This is a genomic window from Clostridium grantii DSM 8605 (genome assembly GCF_900129965.1).
In the GTDB taxonomy this organism is placed as follows: domain Bacteria; phylum Bacillota; class Clostridia; order Clostridiales; family Clostridiaceae; genus Clostridium_AF; species Clostridium_AF grantii.
Map to the genome: position 1 here is coordinate 23,932 of NZ_FQXM01000015.1, position 19,613 is coordinate 43,544.

A 19,613-nucleotide genomic window follows, 5' to 3' on the forward strand; every position below is an offset into this window, starting at 1 on the left:
AGAAAAAATCCGGTAGAGTCTACTGGATTTTTTCTTTTGGTTTATCTATAAAGTATCCTTGGGCATAATCAACACCAATTTCTTTTAAGGTTACTAAAATATCTTCACTTTCAACGAACTCAGCGATAGTTTTCTTTTTATAACCTTTCGCCATAGCTACAATAGCTTTAACTAAATAAAGATTTTCTTCTTTTTCATTTATATCTTTTATAAAGGAGCCATCAATTTTTAAATAATCAGCAGGAATATTTTTCAAATAACTTATAGATGAATAAGCTATTCCAAAATCATCAATAGAAAACTTATAAGATTTATCTTTGTATTTACAAATATTTTTTCTAAGAATATCAAGATTATTAATGTTCTCAGTTTCTGTAATTTCAAACTCAATATTTTTATGATTAATGGAGTATTTATCTACAAGTTTTGTAGCTTTTCTTAAATAAGTATCATCATTTAATGCTTTACCAGAAATATTAAAGGAGAAAACCAATTTATCTTCTAAATCTATAGTATTTTTGTAGATTAAAGATTTTTCCAAAACACATAAATCTATTTCTTCTATTAAATTATATTTTTCCGCTAGAACGATAAAAGGATAAGGGGCAAGATATTCACTATCTTTATTTATTCTCATCAGCACTTCATACTTAGCTATTTTATTATTTTGTATATCTAAAATAGGTTGATAAAAAGGAATTATACTTTTATTTTTTAATGCTTCTTGAATGATTAATAATTTTTTCTTGTTTTTGTTTTCCTCTTTGGTTAAATCAGTATAGTTTAATTGAATTAGAGTGTTTGGTGAAAATTTTTGTTTATTTATTATTTCTTCGCAATTTGGTAATATATTTTTGATATCCTCAATTTCTTCAGAAGTGAAATCAATTGTAGTAAAAGAAGAAGTTAATTTTATTGAGTCATTATTTATTTTAAAGGTTGTATTTGAAAGTTCAGAAATTCCTTTTTCAATAAGGAAACGAATATTCTTTTTGTATGGATGGTAAAAATATAAGATAAAAGTATCGTTACGGCCTTTTACTATTCTACATTCTTTAGAAAAAATAGTTTTTATTATATTTGTATATTCTAATAAAATATTTTCCTCAAATTCAGAGTTGAAAAAATTTCTAAGGGTTTCTAAATTTATAATGCTGATAAATAAAGTGGTATAACTTTTAGAAGTAAGTGATTTCTTTTTCAAAAATGAAATTAACTCATTCATTGTGTATAAACCAGTATATGCATCAAATTTGTAGCTTTTATTTATATTTAAGTTTATAACCCATATAATACAGACATATATAAAAAAACTAAATAAAATAATAAGAACAAATTCTCTAGAATTAGCTAAGAGTATATTAGTATAGTTACTAACGCAAAGTATTTTCCATGAGAAAGAAGATGTAGTATAATAAGCTAATTTTTTTTCGTTGTTTATATTAATATAATGGAGAAAAGTAGATGTTTGGGTTTCTTCAATATTTTTTAATGGAAAAGCATCAATTCCAAAAAAATTATTGGATGATTCATTGTTTAAGATTTCATTGAAAGAGTTAGATATGAAATCTTTATTTTTATGAATAAGTATTGAATTGTTTGAAGAAAGAACATAGATATCATGAACCTCATTACTTAAAATAGTGTTATAATAATTATTTAAAGAATCAACAAACATATCTGCCGATAAAACACCTACAATATCACCATCTTTTTTTATTGCATAGCTAATGGTAATGCAAGTTTTATCAGTATTTATGTCTTTATAGGAATCAGATAAAACGGGGCTATTTGAATTAATAGCATTTACATACCAGGGTCTTTGTCTTAAATCCACAGATATATTTATTAGCGAAATTTCTCCTTTTGAATCGATACCAAGGCCGGAATCATTATAAATAAAATATAAGGAGGAAATCATATAATTTGAAGAATTAGTTTCTGAAAATATATTTGTTAGGCTAGGATAATCAGTAGAGATTAATTCATTTGATAAGGAATCACCTAAAATTTGTATAAAAAACATAGAGGACTTAATCTCTTGATCAAAAAAAAGAGAGTAGTCAGTAGCGGTTTTTTTCATAGAATCTTTTGTTTGTTTTATAACATAGTTAGAAAAAACTTTAATAATCAATACAAAAATTAAAATAAGCATAATAGAAGCAATAGAAGAGTACAATAAATGCTGTTTTTGTTTTCGAGTTAAAGAAAATTTATTCATATTATAAAACCCCATAAGTAAAATTTATATTTTGTAAATGTAGAATTTTGTAAAAATATGTGTTATAACTTGAATTATAAGACATTAGGAATGGTGAGTCAAGGGAATTTAAAGTATTATATAATAGAAAAAACAATGTTATTGTAAATTGTAACATACAAGCTTTATTTATATTTTATATGCTATAATATATCAATATGTAATTGTAGGAGGAAACTTTGTGAAACACAATATATTGAAACTATTAAAAGATGATTTCGGAGAATTTGTATCTGGGCAAAAAATAAGTGAGGAACTTGGAGTAAGCAGAGCCGCTATATGGAAACATATGAATTCACTAAAAGAAGATGGATACGAAATAGAATCTATATCAAGAAAAGGTTATAGAATAGTTTCATCTCCAGATTTGTTGAATTATGATGAAATAGCGAGTTTACTCAATACAGAATTATTAGGCCGTGAAATTCAATATTATAAAACAATAGATTCTACTAATAATTTTGCTAAAACCAATGCTAATTTTTTAAAAGATGGTGCGGTAATAATTAGTGAAGAACAAACAGCAGGCAGAGGGAGATTGGGACGGAATTGGGTATCTCCTCTTTATAAAGGGGTCTGGATGTCTATAATTCTAAAACCAGATATTAATCCAATTTATGTTTCAAAAATAACTCAAGTAGTAGCAGCAGCAGTAAACAGAGCATTTTTTAAACTAGGTATAGAAAATAAAATAAAATGGCCCAATGATATTATTGTAAATAGTAAAAAAGTATGTGGGATTCTTACAGAAATGAATGCAGAAATAAATCATGTGAATTATGTAGTTGTAGGAATAGGCATAAATGTAAATTTAGATAATGAAGATATACCAGAGGATTTAAAATCAAAGGCATCTTCTTTAAGAATTGAAAGTGGTAAAGAATTAAAAAGAAAAGAAGTTGTTGCTGAAATATTAAATAATTTAGAACCTTTATATAAGCAGTTTGTAGAAAGTAATGATTTAGAAAAATCCATAGATATTTGTAGAGAAAATTCTATTTTAATAGGTAGAGAAGTTAAAATAATAGATAGAAATCAAGAATATCTAGCTTATGCTTGTGGATTAAGTGATGAAGGATATTTAATAATTAAAGATAAAGATGGAAATACAAAAGAACTTATTTCTGGGGAAATATCAGTAAGAGATAAGAATGGTTATGTATAAAATAAAAGGCCCTAAACGTGGGGGCTTTTTATTTTATACATTATCTATTTTCTTAGTAATAGATAGAATACCATCTACTTCACCAATATCATTATAAAGTAGTTCATAATACCACTCTGTAAATATTTCTTCACCACTTTTAGTTTTACAATAAAATTTATTTGAAATGGGAATCCCTGTGAAAAGTTTATTAGAAACATGGAGAGCTTTTTTAAAATCCATGTCTTTTATAATAAGTTTTAATAAGTTTTTACCTAAAGCCTCTTCCAAGGAGTATCCAAAAATTTTTGTAGCGTAATTATTCCATTCTTCAACAATGAAATTGGTATTCCATTTTATAAAGGCTAAAGGGGCTTTATCAAATATTAATTCATAGAGTTTTCTTTTCTCAAAATTTGATTTTACTAAATTGTATCCTAAAGATAAATCTTTTACCAAGCAAATTATTTTTACAAGCTCATTATTTTCATTAAAAAACTTTTCTGCATCTACTTCTACCCAAAGAGGAGAATTATTTTTTTGTTTAAATTGAATAATACAGTTCATATTCTTCGTTTTGCTAGAAATTTTACGAGTACATGAAACAACATCAGAATCTGATAAAAACCGTTGAAGAGGTTTGCCTTCAAGCTCTGACCAACTATAGCCTAACATATCTTGAAAAATTCTATTTGACTCTATAAAGGCGCCTTCACCATTTAATGAATAATATCCTAATGCAGAAATTTGGTTTGAATTTGTATTTTCAACAAAGGGTTGTATATATTTAAAGTACTCCTGTTTATCAATGTTTTCTTTTAATTTTAAAACTTTTTTGTGAAAGGCAGTAGGTTTGGTTATAAAATCATTGAAATCATTAATAAAAATAGGACGACTAAATAAATACCCTTGAATAAAATCACAATTATTTTTTCTAAGGTACTCAAATTGATCTAAGGTTTCAACTCCTTCAGCAACAACTCTTAAATTTAAATTTTTAGCAATAGAAAGTATTGCAGAAACCATAGTATTACTATCTAAATTTTCATTAATATCTTTAATAAAAGATCTATCTATTTTCAGTGTATCAACAGGCAATTTCTTGATTTGAGAAAGGGAAGAATATCCTGTTCCAAAGTCATCTATGGAAATACTTATGCCTAACTCATGTAAAAAATTTAATATTTTATAAGTATTAGTAGTATCTTTAATGGCCATACTTTCAGTTATTTCAAATTCTAGAAACTTAGGATTAACTGAAGTTTCTTTTAAAATATTTTCTATTAAGTTTAAAAAATTATTTTGCTCCATTTGACGTGCAGATATATTTACTGAAATTATTAAAGGCTCAATACCTTGGGAAATCCACTCATTAATTTGAAGGCAAGCATTCCTTAATACCCATTCACCAATACTCAAAATTAAGTTTGATTTTTCAGCTATAGGGATAAATTCAAAAGGAGGCACAGTGCCAAATGATTTATTATTCCATCTTAAAAGGGCTTCAGTTTTAAAGGTTTTTTCTGTAAGAGTATTAACAATTGGCTGATAAGCTAAAGAAAGCTCATCATTGTAAATGGCCTGACTAAGTTCATATTCAAGATCAAATTGTTTTTTAACTTCAGCATCTAGTTCCTTAGTATAGTAGTATATAGATGCAGAATCAAGATATGTTTTTTTTGTAATTGCCATACGAGCTTTTGATATTAAGGTAGATAAATCAATATCATTATTTTCATTAATATTTATGCCTATTTTACAGTTAAGGGTTATCTCATAATTATCAACAATAAAAGGAGAAATTATTAAACTCTCTATCTTTCTAGAAAAAGATTCGATGGATTCTTCTAAAGTGTTAGGATTAATCATAATTATATATTCGTATTTGCCGAAATAAATTAGAGAGTCTTTTTCTTTCAAAATAAATTTCAATCTTTCTGCAAAATCTTGTATTAATTTAATTTCAAAGGCATCCCCCAAAATTTCAGAAGGTTCTAAAAGATTTGTTATTTTAATAAAGATAATAGCTAAATTATTTTTATCTTCTATTTTATTGAAATTCTCTTTTAGATAATTGAAATTTTTTAATCCAGTAATTATATCAGTAAAAGCCAAATCTTTAATTTTGCTTTCGGCTAATTTATAATCTGTAACATCAAAATTTATGCCACCAATGAGGGGTTCTTCATTAGTTCTATAAATAGGGAATTTAAGGCATTTAAATATGCGAGGATTGTTATTACAGTCAGTAAATTCTTGTTCATAAGAAATTTTACCTTCTGCTAAGCTTTTTTTGTCATAGTAATCAGTGAGTTCAGTTTCTTCATTACTCATAAAATCTTTGAAATATTTATTTTCTAAATTCTTTTCACCTATAATTGACTCAACATATTTATTGGCATAGTAGTAAGAACCATCTAATTTTTTTATAAATAAACCAGCTTCTAAGTAATTGGCAAACATATTAAATTTTTGGTCAGATTCTCTTAACTTATTTTTTGATAAATTTCTATCTGTCACATCAGTAATTAAAGAGTAAAGATAAGTTTTATTGCTTAAATTTATAGCACCACTAAAAACCTCTACATCTTTTATTTCCCCAGTAGATAATTTATGTTTAAATTCAAAAAAGTTTTGTTGTTCATTTAAAGAATCATTTATTTTCAAGGTAAGCTCTTTTAAAGGCAGCATGTTTATTTGAGATAATTTTAAGGATGTTATTTCATCTAAAGAATATTTATAAAAATCTAAAGCGGCATTATTAGCTTTATGAATATAACCAGAATCAGGGTCAATTATAAGAAATGGAAGTTTACCATTGTTAAATAAATTACTATAGAATTCTTCACTTTTTACTAATAGATTATGACGTTTAACTAAAGATCTAATTACATAAAAAATTATAAAGTAAAGAGCTATGCAAGTTAGTATTACAAAAAATATACCTTTAAAAGTTTGTAGCTTATTCAGGGTGTTTACATCTTTAACTAAATAATCCAAAACTTTATCAGATAAAGTTATCCATAAAACTCCAAATAAAAAGTATAAGGAAATAATTTTTAAAGCGATTTTATTTTTACTGAATTTATATTCATTATTATTTTTCATGATTACACCCCAATTTAATTTCAAACTATATACATTATATCATTTTTCTTCGACAAAATAACCAATTTTTTTAAGTATTGTTTTTATTAAAATAAAGCAAATCAAAAACTGATTAATTAGCATAGAATATAGTATATTAATGTATAAGATAAAGGAGTATAAGAGGTTGAAATATAATCTTCAAGATGAATTAATACAATATGATAGAAAAAAAGCTGTAGAATATGCTAAGTATTATGCATTAACACCCAATATCAAGGAATATCCTTACTATGAGGATCACGATTGTGCAAATTTTGTATCACAGTGTATAAAAGCAGGAGGAATTAAATTTAGAGGCAATGAATGGGATGATTTAGATTCATGGTTTTCCAATACTAATAAAGCTAATGAGTTAAGTCGAGTTTCATTAACTTGGAGAGGGGCTAGATATTTTAGAAGATACTGGGGAAATGAAAATGGATTAGGGAATAATAAAGCATTTAAATATATTGAAATCATATCTAGTGATGTATTGGATAACTTTCAAGATATTTATTCATTTTTAAAAGTAGGGGACGTTATTCAGTATGGTAAAAAATCAAATAACTATACACCTAATCATACTCAAATTATAATAAACAAAACTTATAATAGCAGCTATAATATTTCAGACTTATACATGGCTCAGCATTCTGCAAATAGAATTTATATTTCTTTGTATGAATATATTAGTAATTTTAAAGATAAAGATAGAAAGATTTATTTATATAAAATTATTGGAGATTGATGTATAATATTCATAATATAGAAAAGGGGTGTTTAATTTGTTTTCAAACAAAATAGTAAAAAGTCTTGAAAAATCTTCTTGGATAAGAGCTATGTTTGAAGAAGGGGCAAGACTTGCAAAAGAATACGGGGCAGAGAATGTTTATGATTATAGTATAGGTAATCCTTATTTAGAACCACCTAAGGAAGTTATGGAAGCATTGAGAAAATATACATCTGATGAAGTTAAGGGTGTACATAGATATATGAGTAATGCAGGATATGTGGATGTAAGAGAAAAATTAGCGGCTAAGATTTCAGAAGAAAGTGGAATAAATATATCTCCAGAAAATATTATTATGACTGTAGGAGCAGCAGGAGCATTGAATGTTACCTTAAAGGCTTTATTAAATGAAGAAGAAGAGGTTATACTTTTCTCACCTTACTTTGTGGAATATGGAACTTATATAGATAATGTGGGGGGAAAAGCTGTTGTTATTCCTACGGAAAAAGAAACTTTTGAACCTGATTTAAAAATATTGGAGGAAGCTATAAATAAAAATACTAAAGCTATAATTATAAATTCTCCAAATAATCCAACGGGAGTTATATATAAAGAAGATAAATTAAAAGCTATGGAGGAAGTTTTAAAGAGAAAAGAAAAAGAGTTAGGCATAAAAATATACGTAATTTCAGACGAACCTTATTCTAAGATTGTTTATGATGGAGTTAAAATTCCAGCAGTTTTAGGTATATTTGAAAATGCTATTGTTGTTAATTCTTATAGTAAATCATTAGGACTTGCAGGAGAAAGAATAGGATATATAGGGGTTAGTAGCAAAATTGAAGATGGGGAAATATTAGTTTCAGCTCTTGCTTATTGCAACAGAACTTTAGGCTTTGTCAATGCACCTGGTTTATTTCAAAAGGTTATTGGAGATTCTTTAGATGCAGCAATAGATGTTAATGAATATAAAATTAGAAGAGATTATTTATATGAGAATTTAACTAGATTAGGGTTTGAAATAGTTAAACCAGAAGGGGCATTTTATTTATTTCCGAAAGCTTTAATTGAGGATGATGTTGCTTTTGTAAGAGCAGCGCAAAAGTATAATATATTATTAGTACCAGGCTCTGGATTTGGATGTCCAGGATATTTTAGAATGTCATATTGCGTTACCATGGAAATGATTGAAAAATCTATACCAGCTTTTGAGAAACTTGTAGCTGAATTTAAGTAAGAGAAAGAGCTCTAATTATTAGGGCTCTTTGTTATCAATTTAATCCATAAGTTTAAATTCATTATTAGAGATACTGAAATTATCCACTCCACTTGAGATATAAACTTCTTTATCTTTTGTTACAAAAATAGCAGAAACGCCATCAAGGGAATTTATTAATTCTAAGCCTTTATCCACTCCTAAGGCAAATATAGTTGTAGATAAACCATCTGCATCAATGGATTTATCAGCAATAATAGTAACACTCATGAGATTGTTGTCCACAGGATAGCCATTAAAGGGACTTAATATATGATGATAAATTTCACCATCTACTTCCAAAAATCTCTCGTATACACCAGAGGTAACTACAGTTTTATTAGATACTTTTAATATAGCAAAGTAATCGCCTCTTGTATCAAAAGGATTTTGAATACCTATAGACCAATCTTCGCCATTAGCTTTTGAACCAAGAGCAAATATATTTCCTCCTAAACTTATAAGAGCTGATTTTACATTCTTTGATGTTAAGTACTCAGCTAGTTTATCAGCAGCATATCCTTTAGCAATTCCACCTAGGTCAATTGACATATTCTCATCTTCTAATTTTACAGTACTATTAGCTTCGTCTATAGTAACCTTTGTATAGTCAATTAAATTTAAAGCTTTATCTATTTCATTTTGAGTGGGAAGTTTAGCTTCATCACTTCCTATATTCCAAAGAGAAACTAAAGGTCCAACAGTAATATCAAAATTACCATTTGAAAGCTTTGAATAATATTCTCCTCTTTGGATAACAGCTAGTGTATCAGGGGAAACTTTAACAGCATCTACACCTGAGTTACTATTTATAGTTGAAACCTCGCTATCAATTATATGAATACTCATTTTACCTTCAATATCTTTTAGAATAGTGAACATTTCATCTATCATTTCTTCAGTACCATTATCATATAACTTTATATCAATGAGAGTATCAAGAAAATACCCGGATTTTGAAATAGGCTCAGCAATGGTAGAACCCGCATTTTTTTTATTAATTATAGAATAAAAAAGGGATGCTATTATAATAATGAATAAAAATATGGTTACAATAAGTTTGTTTTTTTTCATAATTCCCCCCAGAATATTTAGTATTATTTTAAACTAGAATTGATTATAACACTGATTAAGGATAAAATAAAGAATAGATAAAATATAAAAATAATAGGTGATAAAATGAAGAAAATAGATTTTATTATAATAATAATAGCATTAGTTTTAGCAGGCTTGATTTATGGAGGAATTAAATATAATAATTATTTAGTAGCCCAAAATTCCAAAGAAATTTATGCTGAAATTCAGGTTAATGGGGAAATTTATAAAAAAATTAATTTAACTGAAGGGGCTAATGACACAGTTAGCTTAGAAACAGAAGATGGTAAGAATATAATAGTAGTAGAAGGGTTCAACGTTTATATGCAGGAAGCAGATTGTCCAGATCAAGTATGTGTTGAAGGTGGAGCTATTACTAAAATTGGGGAAAGTATAATTTGTTTGCCGCATAAAGTGGTAGTGGAAATTAAAGGAACAGGAACTAGTGAAGTAGATGCAGTAGTAAATTAGTTATGATGATAATAATAATGAATAATTGTTCAATGAAAGCTTGCGCTATGGCGTAAGCTTTATTGCATAAAAAGCAAAGGGAGATACTATGGGCAATATTAATGAAGTAATAAAAATATCTGTGAGGCATTTAGTAGAATTTGTCCTTAAGTCAGGAGATTTAACATCTACATTTATAGGAAGTGGTAGAATGGTTGAGGGCACAAAAGCTCATCAACGTATACAAAAGGCGGCAGGAGATAATTATAATGCAGAGGTGCATTTAAAATATATTTTACAAAAAGAAGATACTACTATTGAAGTAAGTGGACGAGCAGATGGAATCATAAAAGAAGAAAATGAAGTTATAATTGATGAAATAAAAACCACTACAAAAGTATTAGACTTTTTAGAAGAAGATTACAATATAAAACATTGGGCACAAGCAAAATGTTATGGTTTTTTTTATGCTACTGAAAACCAGTTAGAAAATATAAGTATTCAATTAACATACTATAATATAGATTCAAGAGACATAAAAAGATTTAAAAAAGAATATACATTGAAGGAGCTACAAGAAGAATTTTTTTTCTTATTAAATTCTTATATGGAATGGGCTAAAGAGCTTAAACAATGGATAAAAGTAAGAGATGAGTCTATAAGTGAACTCAACTTTCCATTTCCTGAATTTAGAGAAGGACAAAGGAAATTATCTGTAGCTACCTATAAAACAATAGAAGAGGGGGAAATACTTTTTGCTCAAGCTCCAACGGGTATAGGGAAAACTTTAGCCACGGTATTCCCAACGGTAAAAGCTTTAGAAAAAGGATTTACTTCAAAAATAATGTACCTTACAGCAAAAACTATTACAAGAACAGCGGCAGAAAAAGCTTTTGAGCTATTAAAAGAAAATGGGCTTAGATTTAAAACTTTAACTATAACAGCAAAAGAAAAGATATGCTTTAAGGAAGAGGTAAATTGTGATCCAGAGGTATGTAAATATGCTAAAGGTCATTTTGATAGAGTAAATGCAGCTATATTCGAAATTTTTCAAGAAGAAAATTTATCAAGAGATAATATTGAAAAATATTCAGAAAAACATTGTGTATGTCCATTTGAATTCTCTTTAGATTTAGCTTTTTGGGCGGATGGAATAATATGCGACTATAATTATGTTTTTGATCCAAGAGTTCATTTAAAAAGACTATTTGGAGATGAAGGTACGGATTATGTTTTTCTAGTAGATGAAGCTCATAATTTAGTAGATAGAGCTAGAGAAATGTTTTCAGCAGAAATTTTTAAAAAGGATGTACTAGAATTAAAAAAAGCTTGCAAGGATAGTGCTAAAGAATTATCAAGTATAGTTAGTAAGATTAATAGCTTTTTTGTTCAATTAAGAAAAGAATGTGAAGAAAAAGATAAATTTATTATAAAAGAGGAAGTTCCGAAAGAATTAACAGCTTTATTAATTAAGTTTACAAACAAAGCTGAAAAATGGCTTATGGAACATATTAATTCTTCAGAGGAAGTAAAAGAAATAATACTTCAATTTTATTTTAATGCACTTACATTTTTAAGAACAATAGATTCTTATGATGAAAAATATATAACTTATGGTGAATCCTTAGAAGATAATAATGTTAGATTGAAATTATATTGTTTAGATCCATCTACTCAGTTAAAAGAAGCACTAAAAAGAGGAAAATCAGCTGTATTATTCTCAGCTACCTTATCACCTATGGATTATTTTATTGATTTATTAGGTGGACAGGAGACTTCTTACCGAATTAGATTAAAATCATTTTTTGAAAAACAAAATTTAGGCTTATTAGTAGATGGAAAAACCTCTACAAAATATAGGTTAAGGGATTATTCCTATGAAAAAATTGCGGATATGATTAATACAATAGTTAAGGCCAACACAGGCAATTATTTAGTATTTTTCCCTTCTTATAAATATATGGACAATGTATTTTTAAGTTTTAAACAAAGATACAATAACATAAAAGTCATATGTCAAAGTGTGGGTATGAGTGAAGAGGATAGAGAAAAATTCCTTAAAAAATTTAAAGCTGATGAAGATAAAAGCTTAGTTGCTTTTGCAGTTATGGGAGGAATTTTTGGAGAAGGAATAGACTTAGTAGGTAATAGATTATCTGGGGCTATCATAGTAGGAGTAGGACTTCCTCAAATTTGTTTTGAGAGAGATATTATAAAAGATTATTTTAATAAAAAAAACGGAATGGGCTTTGATTATGCTTATGTGTATCCTGGTATGAACAAGGTGATGCAAGCTGTAGGTAGAGTAATAAGAACAGAAAAGGACAAAGGCATAGCTTTATTAATAGATGATAGATTTCTTAGTAATAAATATCTTAATTTATATCCATATGAATGGAGTCATTACGAAAAAGTAGATAATATGTTGAATTTACAAGAAAAATTAAAAAATTTCTGGCAAAAGCTTGACTAACGAACAAATGTTCTATATAATAAAAATATAGACATTGGAGAGAAAAAGATTTTGAATTATGCTTTATGAGAAGGAGCAGGAATATGATAAATGAAAGAAATTTAATTGTAAGGGTAAATTATTCTATTATTGATGCTAATAGGGAAAACATACAAAAAAAAGCTCACATCATAAAAGCAGGTATAGAAAACTCAAGAAAATATTTAATAGGTGGAGGGTACTGTAATAAATACGGTGGATCCTTTACTTTTAAGGCAAAAGACATACAAGAAGCTAAATTTATAGCAGACAATAATAGATTTGCAGAAAATAAAATGTACAGATATGAAATGCTTATAATGGACGAAAGAACTTTAATAGCATAAAATTGAATAAATTTTTATATAAAATAGAAAAATATTAACAATGGATTAGATAATGAATCTGTTGTTTTTTTCTTTATTTGGTATAATTGATATATATAATTAGAATGGAGTGAAGTTAAATGAAGGCAGAAATTTTAGCAGTGGGAACTGAGTTATTATTAGGGAATATTGCAAATACAAATGCTCAGTTTTTAAGTGAGAGATTAGCGGATTTAGGTTTTGATGTTTATAGACATACAGTGGTGGGAGATAATGGAGAAAGATTAAAGAAGGCATTTGAAGAAGCTTTTTCAAGAGTAGATTTAATTATTACCACAGGAGGGCTTGGACCTACAAAGGATGATTTAACAAAGGAGATTGCTTTTGAATTTTTTAATAAGAAATCGGTAGTACATAAAGAAACTTTAGACAAAATAGAGGCATATTTCAAAAAAATGAATAGGCCTATGGTAGAAAGCAATAAGAAACAAGCTTATTTCCCAGAGGATGTTACTATATTATGCAATGATTTTGGAACTGCGCCTGGTTGTGGAATTGAGGAAAATGGTAAGATATTAATAATGCTACCGGGACCTCCAAAAGAAATGAAACCAATGTTTGAGAATTATGGAATACCGTTCTTAGAAAAATTTAGTGATTGTGTTTTGACATCTAAGATCTTAAGAGTAATGGGAGTAGGAGAAAGTAAAGCAGAAGAAATGATACATGATATTATAGATAATCAAACAAATCCTACTATAGCTCCTTATGCAAAAGAAGGAGAAATGATTTTTAGAATTACAGCAAAAGCGGATACCAAGGAAGAAGGATACAAATTAATTGAACCTTTAGAAACAGAAATAAGAAATAGCCTAGGAATAGCTGTTTATGCTGAAGGCGAAACTACATTAGAAAATGTAGTGGGGGAATTATTAGTTAAAAAGAATTTAACTATCTCATCAGCTGAATCTTGTACAGGTGGGCTGCTAGCTGGAACTTTAATTAATTACCCGGGAATTTCAGCAGTTTATAAAGAAGGAGCAATAACTTATACAAATGAGTCTAAAGTAGAAAGATTAGGGGTGTCAGAAGAAACCTTAAAAGAGCACGGCGCAGTAAGTAGAGAAACAGCAGAAGAAATGGCTAAAGGAGTTGCTTTAAGGTCTAACACAAATATAGGAATTTCAACTACAGGAATTGCAGGACCAGGTGGAGGCACGAAAGAAAAACCAGTGGGCCTTGTGTATGTAGGGTTATATTTTAATGGAGAAGTTAAATCAAAAGAATTTCACTTAGTTGGAAGTAGGGAAAAGATTAGGATCACTACGGTGCTTAGGGCTTTGGAATGGATTAGAAGAGAAATTATTAAATAACCCCCAATTGGGGGTTATTTAAGTTCTTACTTATAAAACTCAGTACTAAATCCTTTTTCTAAAACATATTTAGCATATTCTTTTGCTCCAAATAAAGATAAATCTCTATAATTACCGCATTGTAAATCATTAGCGGCAGGAACTTCTTCAGCTGTTAGAACTTGATTTAAAGCGGCTTCTAAAGCAACTTTAACCTCTTCAGCAGCTACATCACCCCAAACAATAGTATAGAATCCGGTTCTGCAACCCATTGGAGAGATATCTATAATATTATCTAAATGTTCTCTTAAATATCCAGCTAATAAATGTTCTAAAGCATGCAGAGCAGCTGTTGGCATAGCTTCTGCATTTGGTTGCAGGAATCTTAAATCAAACTTTGTAACTTTATCACCGTGAGCTCCATCTAAAACACAGCACTTTCTAACATAAGGAGCCACAACTCTTCTATGGTCTAATTGAAAACTTTCAACTTCTGGCATGATAAAACCTCCTTTTTAATTGTATGACACATATATTTAATAGTATCATAATTATCACATATTACTTAATTACATTCAACAACTAACATTCTTTATAAAATAAATCTAATAAATGTTATTAATAGAATTAACCACGGAAGAAATATTCCTAACAATTTGTTTTGCAATTTCAGGTTTATTCATGGTGTATATATGAATGCCATCTACTCCATTTGCTAATAAATCAATGATTTGTTCTGTAGCATAAGCTATTCCCGCATCTTGTAAGGCTTGTGGACTATCGCCGAATTTATTTATTATATTTTCATATCTTTTGGGCAATTTTGCTCCACAAAGAGATATTATTTTATTTATTTGAGCTTTATTAGTTATAGGCATAATACCAGCTTGAAGAGGTGTATTTATACCTTTTTCTTTTAAATGATCATTGAGCTGGTAAAAGTATTTATTTTCAAAGAAAAGTTGAGAAATTAAAAAATCTGTTCCTAGATTAATTTTATACTGAAGGTTTTCCCAATCAGATTCTTTTGTAGGCGAATCTAAATGACCTTCTGGGTAGCAAGCTGCAGCAACACAAAAATCCCCTTTAGATTTAACATAAGATATTAAATCTGAGGAATAATTAAATTCAATAGGATTAGGAATAGAAAAAACAACATCATGAGGAATATCACCTCTTAGTGCTAAAACATTATTAATATTATTTTCTTGTAAATTAAATAGAATTTCATCAATCTCATTTTTACATGAACTAATACAAGTTAAATGAGCTAAGGAATCTATATTGTATTTGTTTTTTATAATGGATGAAATTTCTACAGTTTTGTTTTTACTAGTGCCACCAGCCCCATAGGTTACACTAATATAATCAGGATGTAGATGAGCTAAAGCATCTACAGTGTTGTAAACTGTATTTAGTGAGGAAGTTTCCTTTGGCGGAAATATCTCAAAGGAAATAACAGTGTTCTTCTCTTTAAATTTTTCATTAATACCCATAAAGCGCCCCCTTAAAATAAAAAAACTGCTTTCAATAAGAAAGCAGTTATAAACATATGAATGTCAATTTGCTCTTATCTTTCAGAATAAAATCTGCAGGATTTAACACCGGGCAATAAATTGCTGGTTGTCGGGCTTCACAGGGCCAGTCCCTCCACCTCTCAGGATAAGAAATATTAAATTATTGAATTAATTCTAATACCTTATAAAGGAAATGTCAATATAAAGTTTAATATGTCAAGATAATTATTGCTTTATACGACATTTATATATATTATATAGTTTAAAGATAAACAGATATTTTTTATTAAAAGGGGGATTAATTGTGATTAAGAATTTATTGGGGAAAGAATTTTTGGTTTTTGACGGCGCTATGGGTACTATGCTTCAAAGTAGAGGATTGGGTATAGGCGAAATGCCTGAATTATATAATATAGAAAATAGGGAAGTAATTTTAGAGATACATAAAAAATATATAGAAGCAGGAGCAGATATTATTTCTGCAAATACTTTTGGGGCAAATGATTTAAAGATTAAGAACACAAAGTATACTGTTGAGGAAATTATAAAAGCAGGTGTAGAAATTGCAAGAGAAGCAGCAGGAGAAAAATATGTGGCTTTAGATATTGGATCTACGGGAAAATTATTACAACCTTATGGGGAACTGAGTTTTGAAGATGCTTATGATTTATTTAAAACTCAAATTATAGCTGGAAAAGAAGCAGGTTGTGACCTGATTTTAATAGAAACAATGACAGATATTTATGAAGCTAAAGCAGCTATCTTAGCAGCAAAAGAAAACTCAGATCTTCCAGTTTTTTGTACTATGACCTTTGAGGAGAATGGAAGAACTTTAACAGGAACAGATCCTTTGACTATGGTTGTTATCTTAGAATCCTTAGGAGTAGATGCTATTGGTATTAACTGTTCATTAGGACCAAAAGAAATTGCGCCTTTTGTAAAAACTATTTTAGAATATGCTTCAGTGCCAGTAATGGTGCAACCTAATGCAGGTCTTCCTAAAATAGTAGAAAATATAGCTAGCTATGATGTTATGCCAGAAGAATTTGCTTTAGAAATGAAGAAAGTAGCAGAAATGGGCGTAGCTATTCTAGGTGGATGTTGTGGAACAAATGAAAACTATATTTTGGAGTTAAAAAAAGTTTTGAAAGAGGTAAAGTATAAAAAAACTAATCCCAAAAATTTTACTGCGGTATCTTCTAATTCAAAAACTGTTATTTTAGATGAAGGTATAAAATTGATAGGAGAAAGAATTAATCCTACAGGTAAGAAAAGATTTAAAGAAGCGTTAAGAAATAAAGATATTGGGTATATACTAGATGAAGCTATGGCTCAAAGAGATATGGGAGCAGATATTTTAGATGTAAATGTGGGACTTCCAGAAATAGATGAAAAAGCAACAATGATTGAGTGTATAAAAGAAATTAGTGTGGTAGTAAATAATCCATTACAAATAGATAGTTCAGATAAAAATGTTATTGAAGCAGCCGTGAGGATTTATAATGGAAAACCTATAATTAATTCTGTGAATGGCAAAGATGAAGTTATGGAAGAAATATTTCCTATTGTTAAAAAGTATGGAACAGCAGTTATTGGGTTAACTTTAGATGAAAGAGGTATTCCTGAAACAGCTGAGGAAAGAGTTGAAATTGCTGAGAAAATAATTAATAAAGCCAAAGAATATGGTATTGAAAGAAAAAATATTATTATTGATTGTTTGGTCTTAACAGCTTCTGCGCAACAAAATCAAGTAATGGAGACATTAAAGGCTATTAGATTAATTAAAGAAAAATTTAATGTTAAAACTACTCTAGGTGTTAGTAATATTTCCTTTGGATTACCTGAGAGAGAATTATTAAATAAAACATTTTTAACCATGGCATTTACTATGGGATTGGATGCACCTATTATTAATCCTAAGTCTGAGGAAATTATGAGCACAATAAAAGCTTATAAAGTTTTAAATAATGAAGATAAAGATTCTAAAGATTATATATTATATGCAAGCAAGAAGAATGAAGAGAAAAATGAAAATATTATTAAGGAAGTTGTAAAGCCTAAACATAGTTTAAAAGAAATAGTTATTAAAGGATTGAAAGAAGAAGCGTTCAAAGCAACAAAAGAACTTCTTATTACTGAAAATTCAATGGATATAATCAATAAACAGCTTATACCAGCACTGGATCATGTTGGAGAAGAGTTTGATAAAGGGACTTTATTTTTACCAAGTTTAATTCAATCTGCTGAAACTGTTAAAGTTGCCTTTAATATTATAAAAGAAGAACTTGAAGCAAAGGGAGAAGAAAAAGTTAATAAAGGCAAGGTTGTATTAGCTACTGTCAAAGGAGATATTCATGATATAGGTAAAAATATCGTGAAGGTGTTGTTGGAAAATTATGGATTTGAGGTTATAGATTTAGGCAAGGATGTGCCACCACAAAAAATTGTAGATGCAATTAAAGAGCATAGTATAAAATTAGTTGGGTTAAGTGCATTAATGACTACAACGGTTGTAAGTATGCAAAAAACAATAAAATTAATAAGAGAAAACAACTTACCTTGCAAAGTGCTTGTAGGGGGAGCGGTATTAAACCAAGAATATGCAGATATGATAGGTGCGGATTACTATGCAAAGGATGCTAGAGAAACGGTTAAAATAGCACAACAACTATTATAGTTTTGTGATATAATTAAAATAGGTATTATTATAATTTTATTATATTTTAATTTAAATTCAAAGAGGAGATAGTTATGAAGACAGTTATTTTAGTAGATTCAAGTAGCGATTTACCAAGAAACTTTATTGAAGATAATAACTTACCCCATGTAGGATTGATTTGCAATCTAGATCAAGAAAATCACATTGATGATTTTGGCAAAACTCTTACTTATAAGCATTTTTATAAGAGATTGAGGGAAGGTGCAATGCCTACTACATCTCAAGTGAACATTTTTACTTTTGAAGAAATTTTTAGAAAGCATGTTTTAAATAAAGAAGCAGTTATTTACTTAGCTTTTGATTCTGCAATAAGTGGTACATATAATAGTGCTGTTATAGCAAGACAACATATTTTAGAAGAAATTCCGGAAGCAGATATTACTGTTATTGATACAAGATGTGCTAGTATAGGAGAAGGTTTAATAGTTTATAAAGCAAATGAAATGTTAAAGAATAATGCGTCAAAAGAAGAAATAGTTAATTGGGTGGAAGATAACAAATTTAACGTTAGGCACTTTTTTGTGGTTGAAGATTTACAACATTTAAGAAGAGGTGGTAGAGTTTCGGCAACAAAAGCTGCTGTAGGAACACTTTTAAATGTTAAACCAATGCTTCATGTAAATAAAGCAGGAGAGCTTATTAATATTGCAAGCATTAGGGGAAGAAAAAAAGCTATTAAAGCTTTGGTTGAAAATTTTGATAAAAACATGAATGATAAATCTTTAGATGTGATTGGGATAAGTCATGGAGATTGTTTAGAAGATGCAGTATTTTTACAAGGATTATTGGAAGAAAAATATGAATTTAAAGAAGTACTGATAAATCATGTGGGTCCAGTTATAGCATCACATACAGGGGCTGGAATGTTAGCACTTTGTTTTATTGGTAAAGAAAGAGAAGAATAATATATAAGTTTTCCCATATAAAAAAAGCTTTTTATATGGGAAAAAGCTTTTTTTGCAGAAAAAAAGCTGGTAAAAACCAGCTAAAAATTATAATTTAAATAAGAGAAACTTAGCATTAATATAAAAAAGAATATAGCTAGTGTTTTAAAAAGTGTTATTTTAAAAGAAAATTCTTTTAAATCTTTTGTTAAAGATATTCGGTTAACCAATATATTCACCCCTCGAATATTAAATACTATT

14 protein-coding genes and 1 riboswitch are annotated in these 19,613 nt (G+C 28.3%); of the genes, 9 read left to right on the top strand and 5 right to left on the bottom strand.

Annotated elements, in window-relative coordinates:
- Window positions 1-19: 19 nt before the first annotated feature.
- Complete coding sequence (locus BUB83_RS13090; protein WP_073338918.1) at window positions 20-2,221, bottom strand: EAL domain-containing protein; 2,202 nt, start codon at window positions 2,219-2,221, stop codon at window positions 20-22.
- 220 nt (window positions 2,222-2,441) lie between these two features.
- Between BUB83_RS13090 and BUB83_RS13095 the strand changes: the two genes are divergently transcribed.
- Entirely contained in the window at window positions 2,442-3,425 is a 984-nt protein-coding gene (locus BUB83_RS13095; protein ID WP_073338919.1) for a biotin--[acetyl-CoA-carboxylase] ligase, read from the top strand.
- A 33-nt stretch (window positions 3,426-3,458) separates the two neighbouring features.
- On the opposite strand, the gene BUB83_RS13100 is transcribed toward BUB83_RS13095, so the two are convergent.
- Window positions 3,459-6,512, bottom strand: a complete 3,054-nt coding sequence (locus tag BUB83_RS13100; RefSeq protein ID WP_073338920.1) for an EAL domain-containing protein — start codon at window positions 6,510-6,512, stop codon at window positions 3,459-3,461.
- A gap of 166 nt (window positions 6,513-6,678) precedes the next feature.
- Here BUB83_RS13100 and BUB83_RS13105 point away from each other — a divergent pair, with 166 nt between their 5' ends.
- Together BUB83_RS13105 and BUB83_RS13110 are read left to right on the top strand one after the other, a co-directional pair.
- On the top strand, window positions 6,679-7,281 hold the full coding sequence (locus tag BUB83_RS13105; RefSeq protein ID WP_242950683.1) for an amidase domain-containing protein: 603 nt from the start codon (window positions 6,679-6,681) through the stop codon (window positions 7,279-7,281).
- A 37-nt stretch (window positions 7,282-7,318) separates the two neighbouring features.
- Complete coding sequence (locus BUB83_RS13110; protein WP_073338921.1) at window positions 7,319-8,500, top strand: pyridoxal phosphate-dependent aminotransferase; 1,182 nt, start codon at window positions 7,319-7,321, stop codon at window positions 8,498-8,500.
- Between the two features lie 39 nt (window positions 8,501-8,539).
- On the opposite strand, the gene BUB83_RS13115 is transcribed toward BUB83_RS13110, so the two are convergent.
- On the bottom strand, window positions 8,540-9,592 hold the full coding sequence (locus tag BUB83_RS13115; protein ID WP_073338922.1) for an FAD:protein FMN transferase: 1,053 nt from the start codon (window positions 9,590-9,592) through the stop codon (window positions 8,540-8,542).
- A gap of 105 nt (window positions 9,593-9,697) precedes the next feature.
- Here BUB83_RS13115 and BUB83_RS13120 point away from each other — a divergent pair, with 105 nt between their 5' ends.
- The 4 genes from BUB83_RS13120 to BUB83_RS13135 all read left to right on the top strand — a co-directional run bounded on the left by BUB83_RS13120 (window position 9,698) and on the right by BUB83_RS13135 (window position 14,253).
- A complete protein-coding gene (locus tag BUB83_RS13120; RefSeq protein WP_073338923.1) occupies window positions 9,698-10,084 on the top strand; it encodes a NusG domain II-containing protein in 387 nt (128 codons plus the stop codon).
- Window positions 10,085-10,172: 88 nt separating this feature from the next.
- Window positions 10,173-12,536 (top strand): ATP-dependent DNA helicase, encoded by a 2,364-nt coding sequence (locus tag BUB83_RS13125; protein ID WP_073338924.1) that lies wholly within the window; start codon window positions 10,173-10,175, stop codon window positions 12,534-12,536.
- A gap of 83 nt (window positions 12,537-12,619) precedes the next feature.
- Window positions 12,620-12,901: a hypothetical protein gene (locus BUB83_RS13130; protein ID WP_073338925.1), complete on the top strand. Its 282-nt coding sequence runs from the start codon at window positions 12,620-12,622 to the stop codon at window positions 12,899-12,901.
- 119 nt (window positions 12,902-13,020) lie between these two features.
- A complete protein-coding gene (locus tag BUB83_RS13135) occupies window positions 13,021-14,253 on the top strand; it encodes a competence/damage-inducible protein A (RefSeq protein WP_073338926.1) in 1,233 nt (410 codons plus the stop codon).
- Between the two features lie 26 nt (window positions 14,254-14,279).
- Here the strand turns inward: BUB83_RS13135 and BUB83_RS13140 are convergent, their stop codons facing one another.
- Window positions 14,280-14,732: an S-ribosylhomocysteine lyase gene (locus BUB83_RS13140; protein ID WP_073338927.1), complete on the bottom strand. Its 453-nt coding sequence runs from the start codon at window positions 14,730-14,732 to the stop codon at window positions 14,280-14,282.
- Window positions 14,733-14,837: 105 nt separating this feature from the next.
- Window positions 14,838-15,728, bottom strand: coding sequence for a methylenetetrahydrofolate reductase [NAD(P)H] (metF, locus tag BUB83_RS13145; RefSeq protein ID WP_073338928.1), 891 nt, complete (start codon window positions 15,726-15,728; stop codon window positions 14,838-14,840).
- A 71-nt stretch (window positions 15,729-15,799) separates the two neighbouring features.
- Window positions 15,800-15,901: riboswitch (SAM riboswitch) on the bottom strand.
- A 149-nt stretch (window positions 15,902-16,050) separates the two neighbouring features.
- Between metF and BUB83_RS13150 the strand changes: the two genes are divergently transcribed.
- Together BUB83_RS13150 and BUB83_RS13155 are read left to right on the top strand one after the other, a co-directional pair.
- Window positions 16,051-18,426, top strand: a complete 2,376-nt coding sequence (locus BUB83_RS13150; protein ID WP_073338929.1) for a homocysteine S-methyltransferase family protein — start codon at window positions 16,051-16,053, stop codon at window positions 18,424-18,426.
- A gap of 74 nt (window positions 18,427-18,500) precedes the next feature.
- A complete protein-coding gene (locus BUB83_RS13155; RefSeq protein ID WP_073338930.1) occupies window positions 18,501-19,373 on the top strand; it encodes a DegV family protein in 873 nt (290 codons plus the stop codon).
- The last annotated feature ends 240 nt before the right edge of the window (window positions 19,374-19,613 follow it).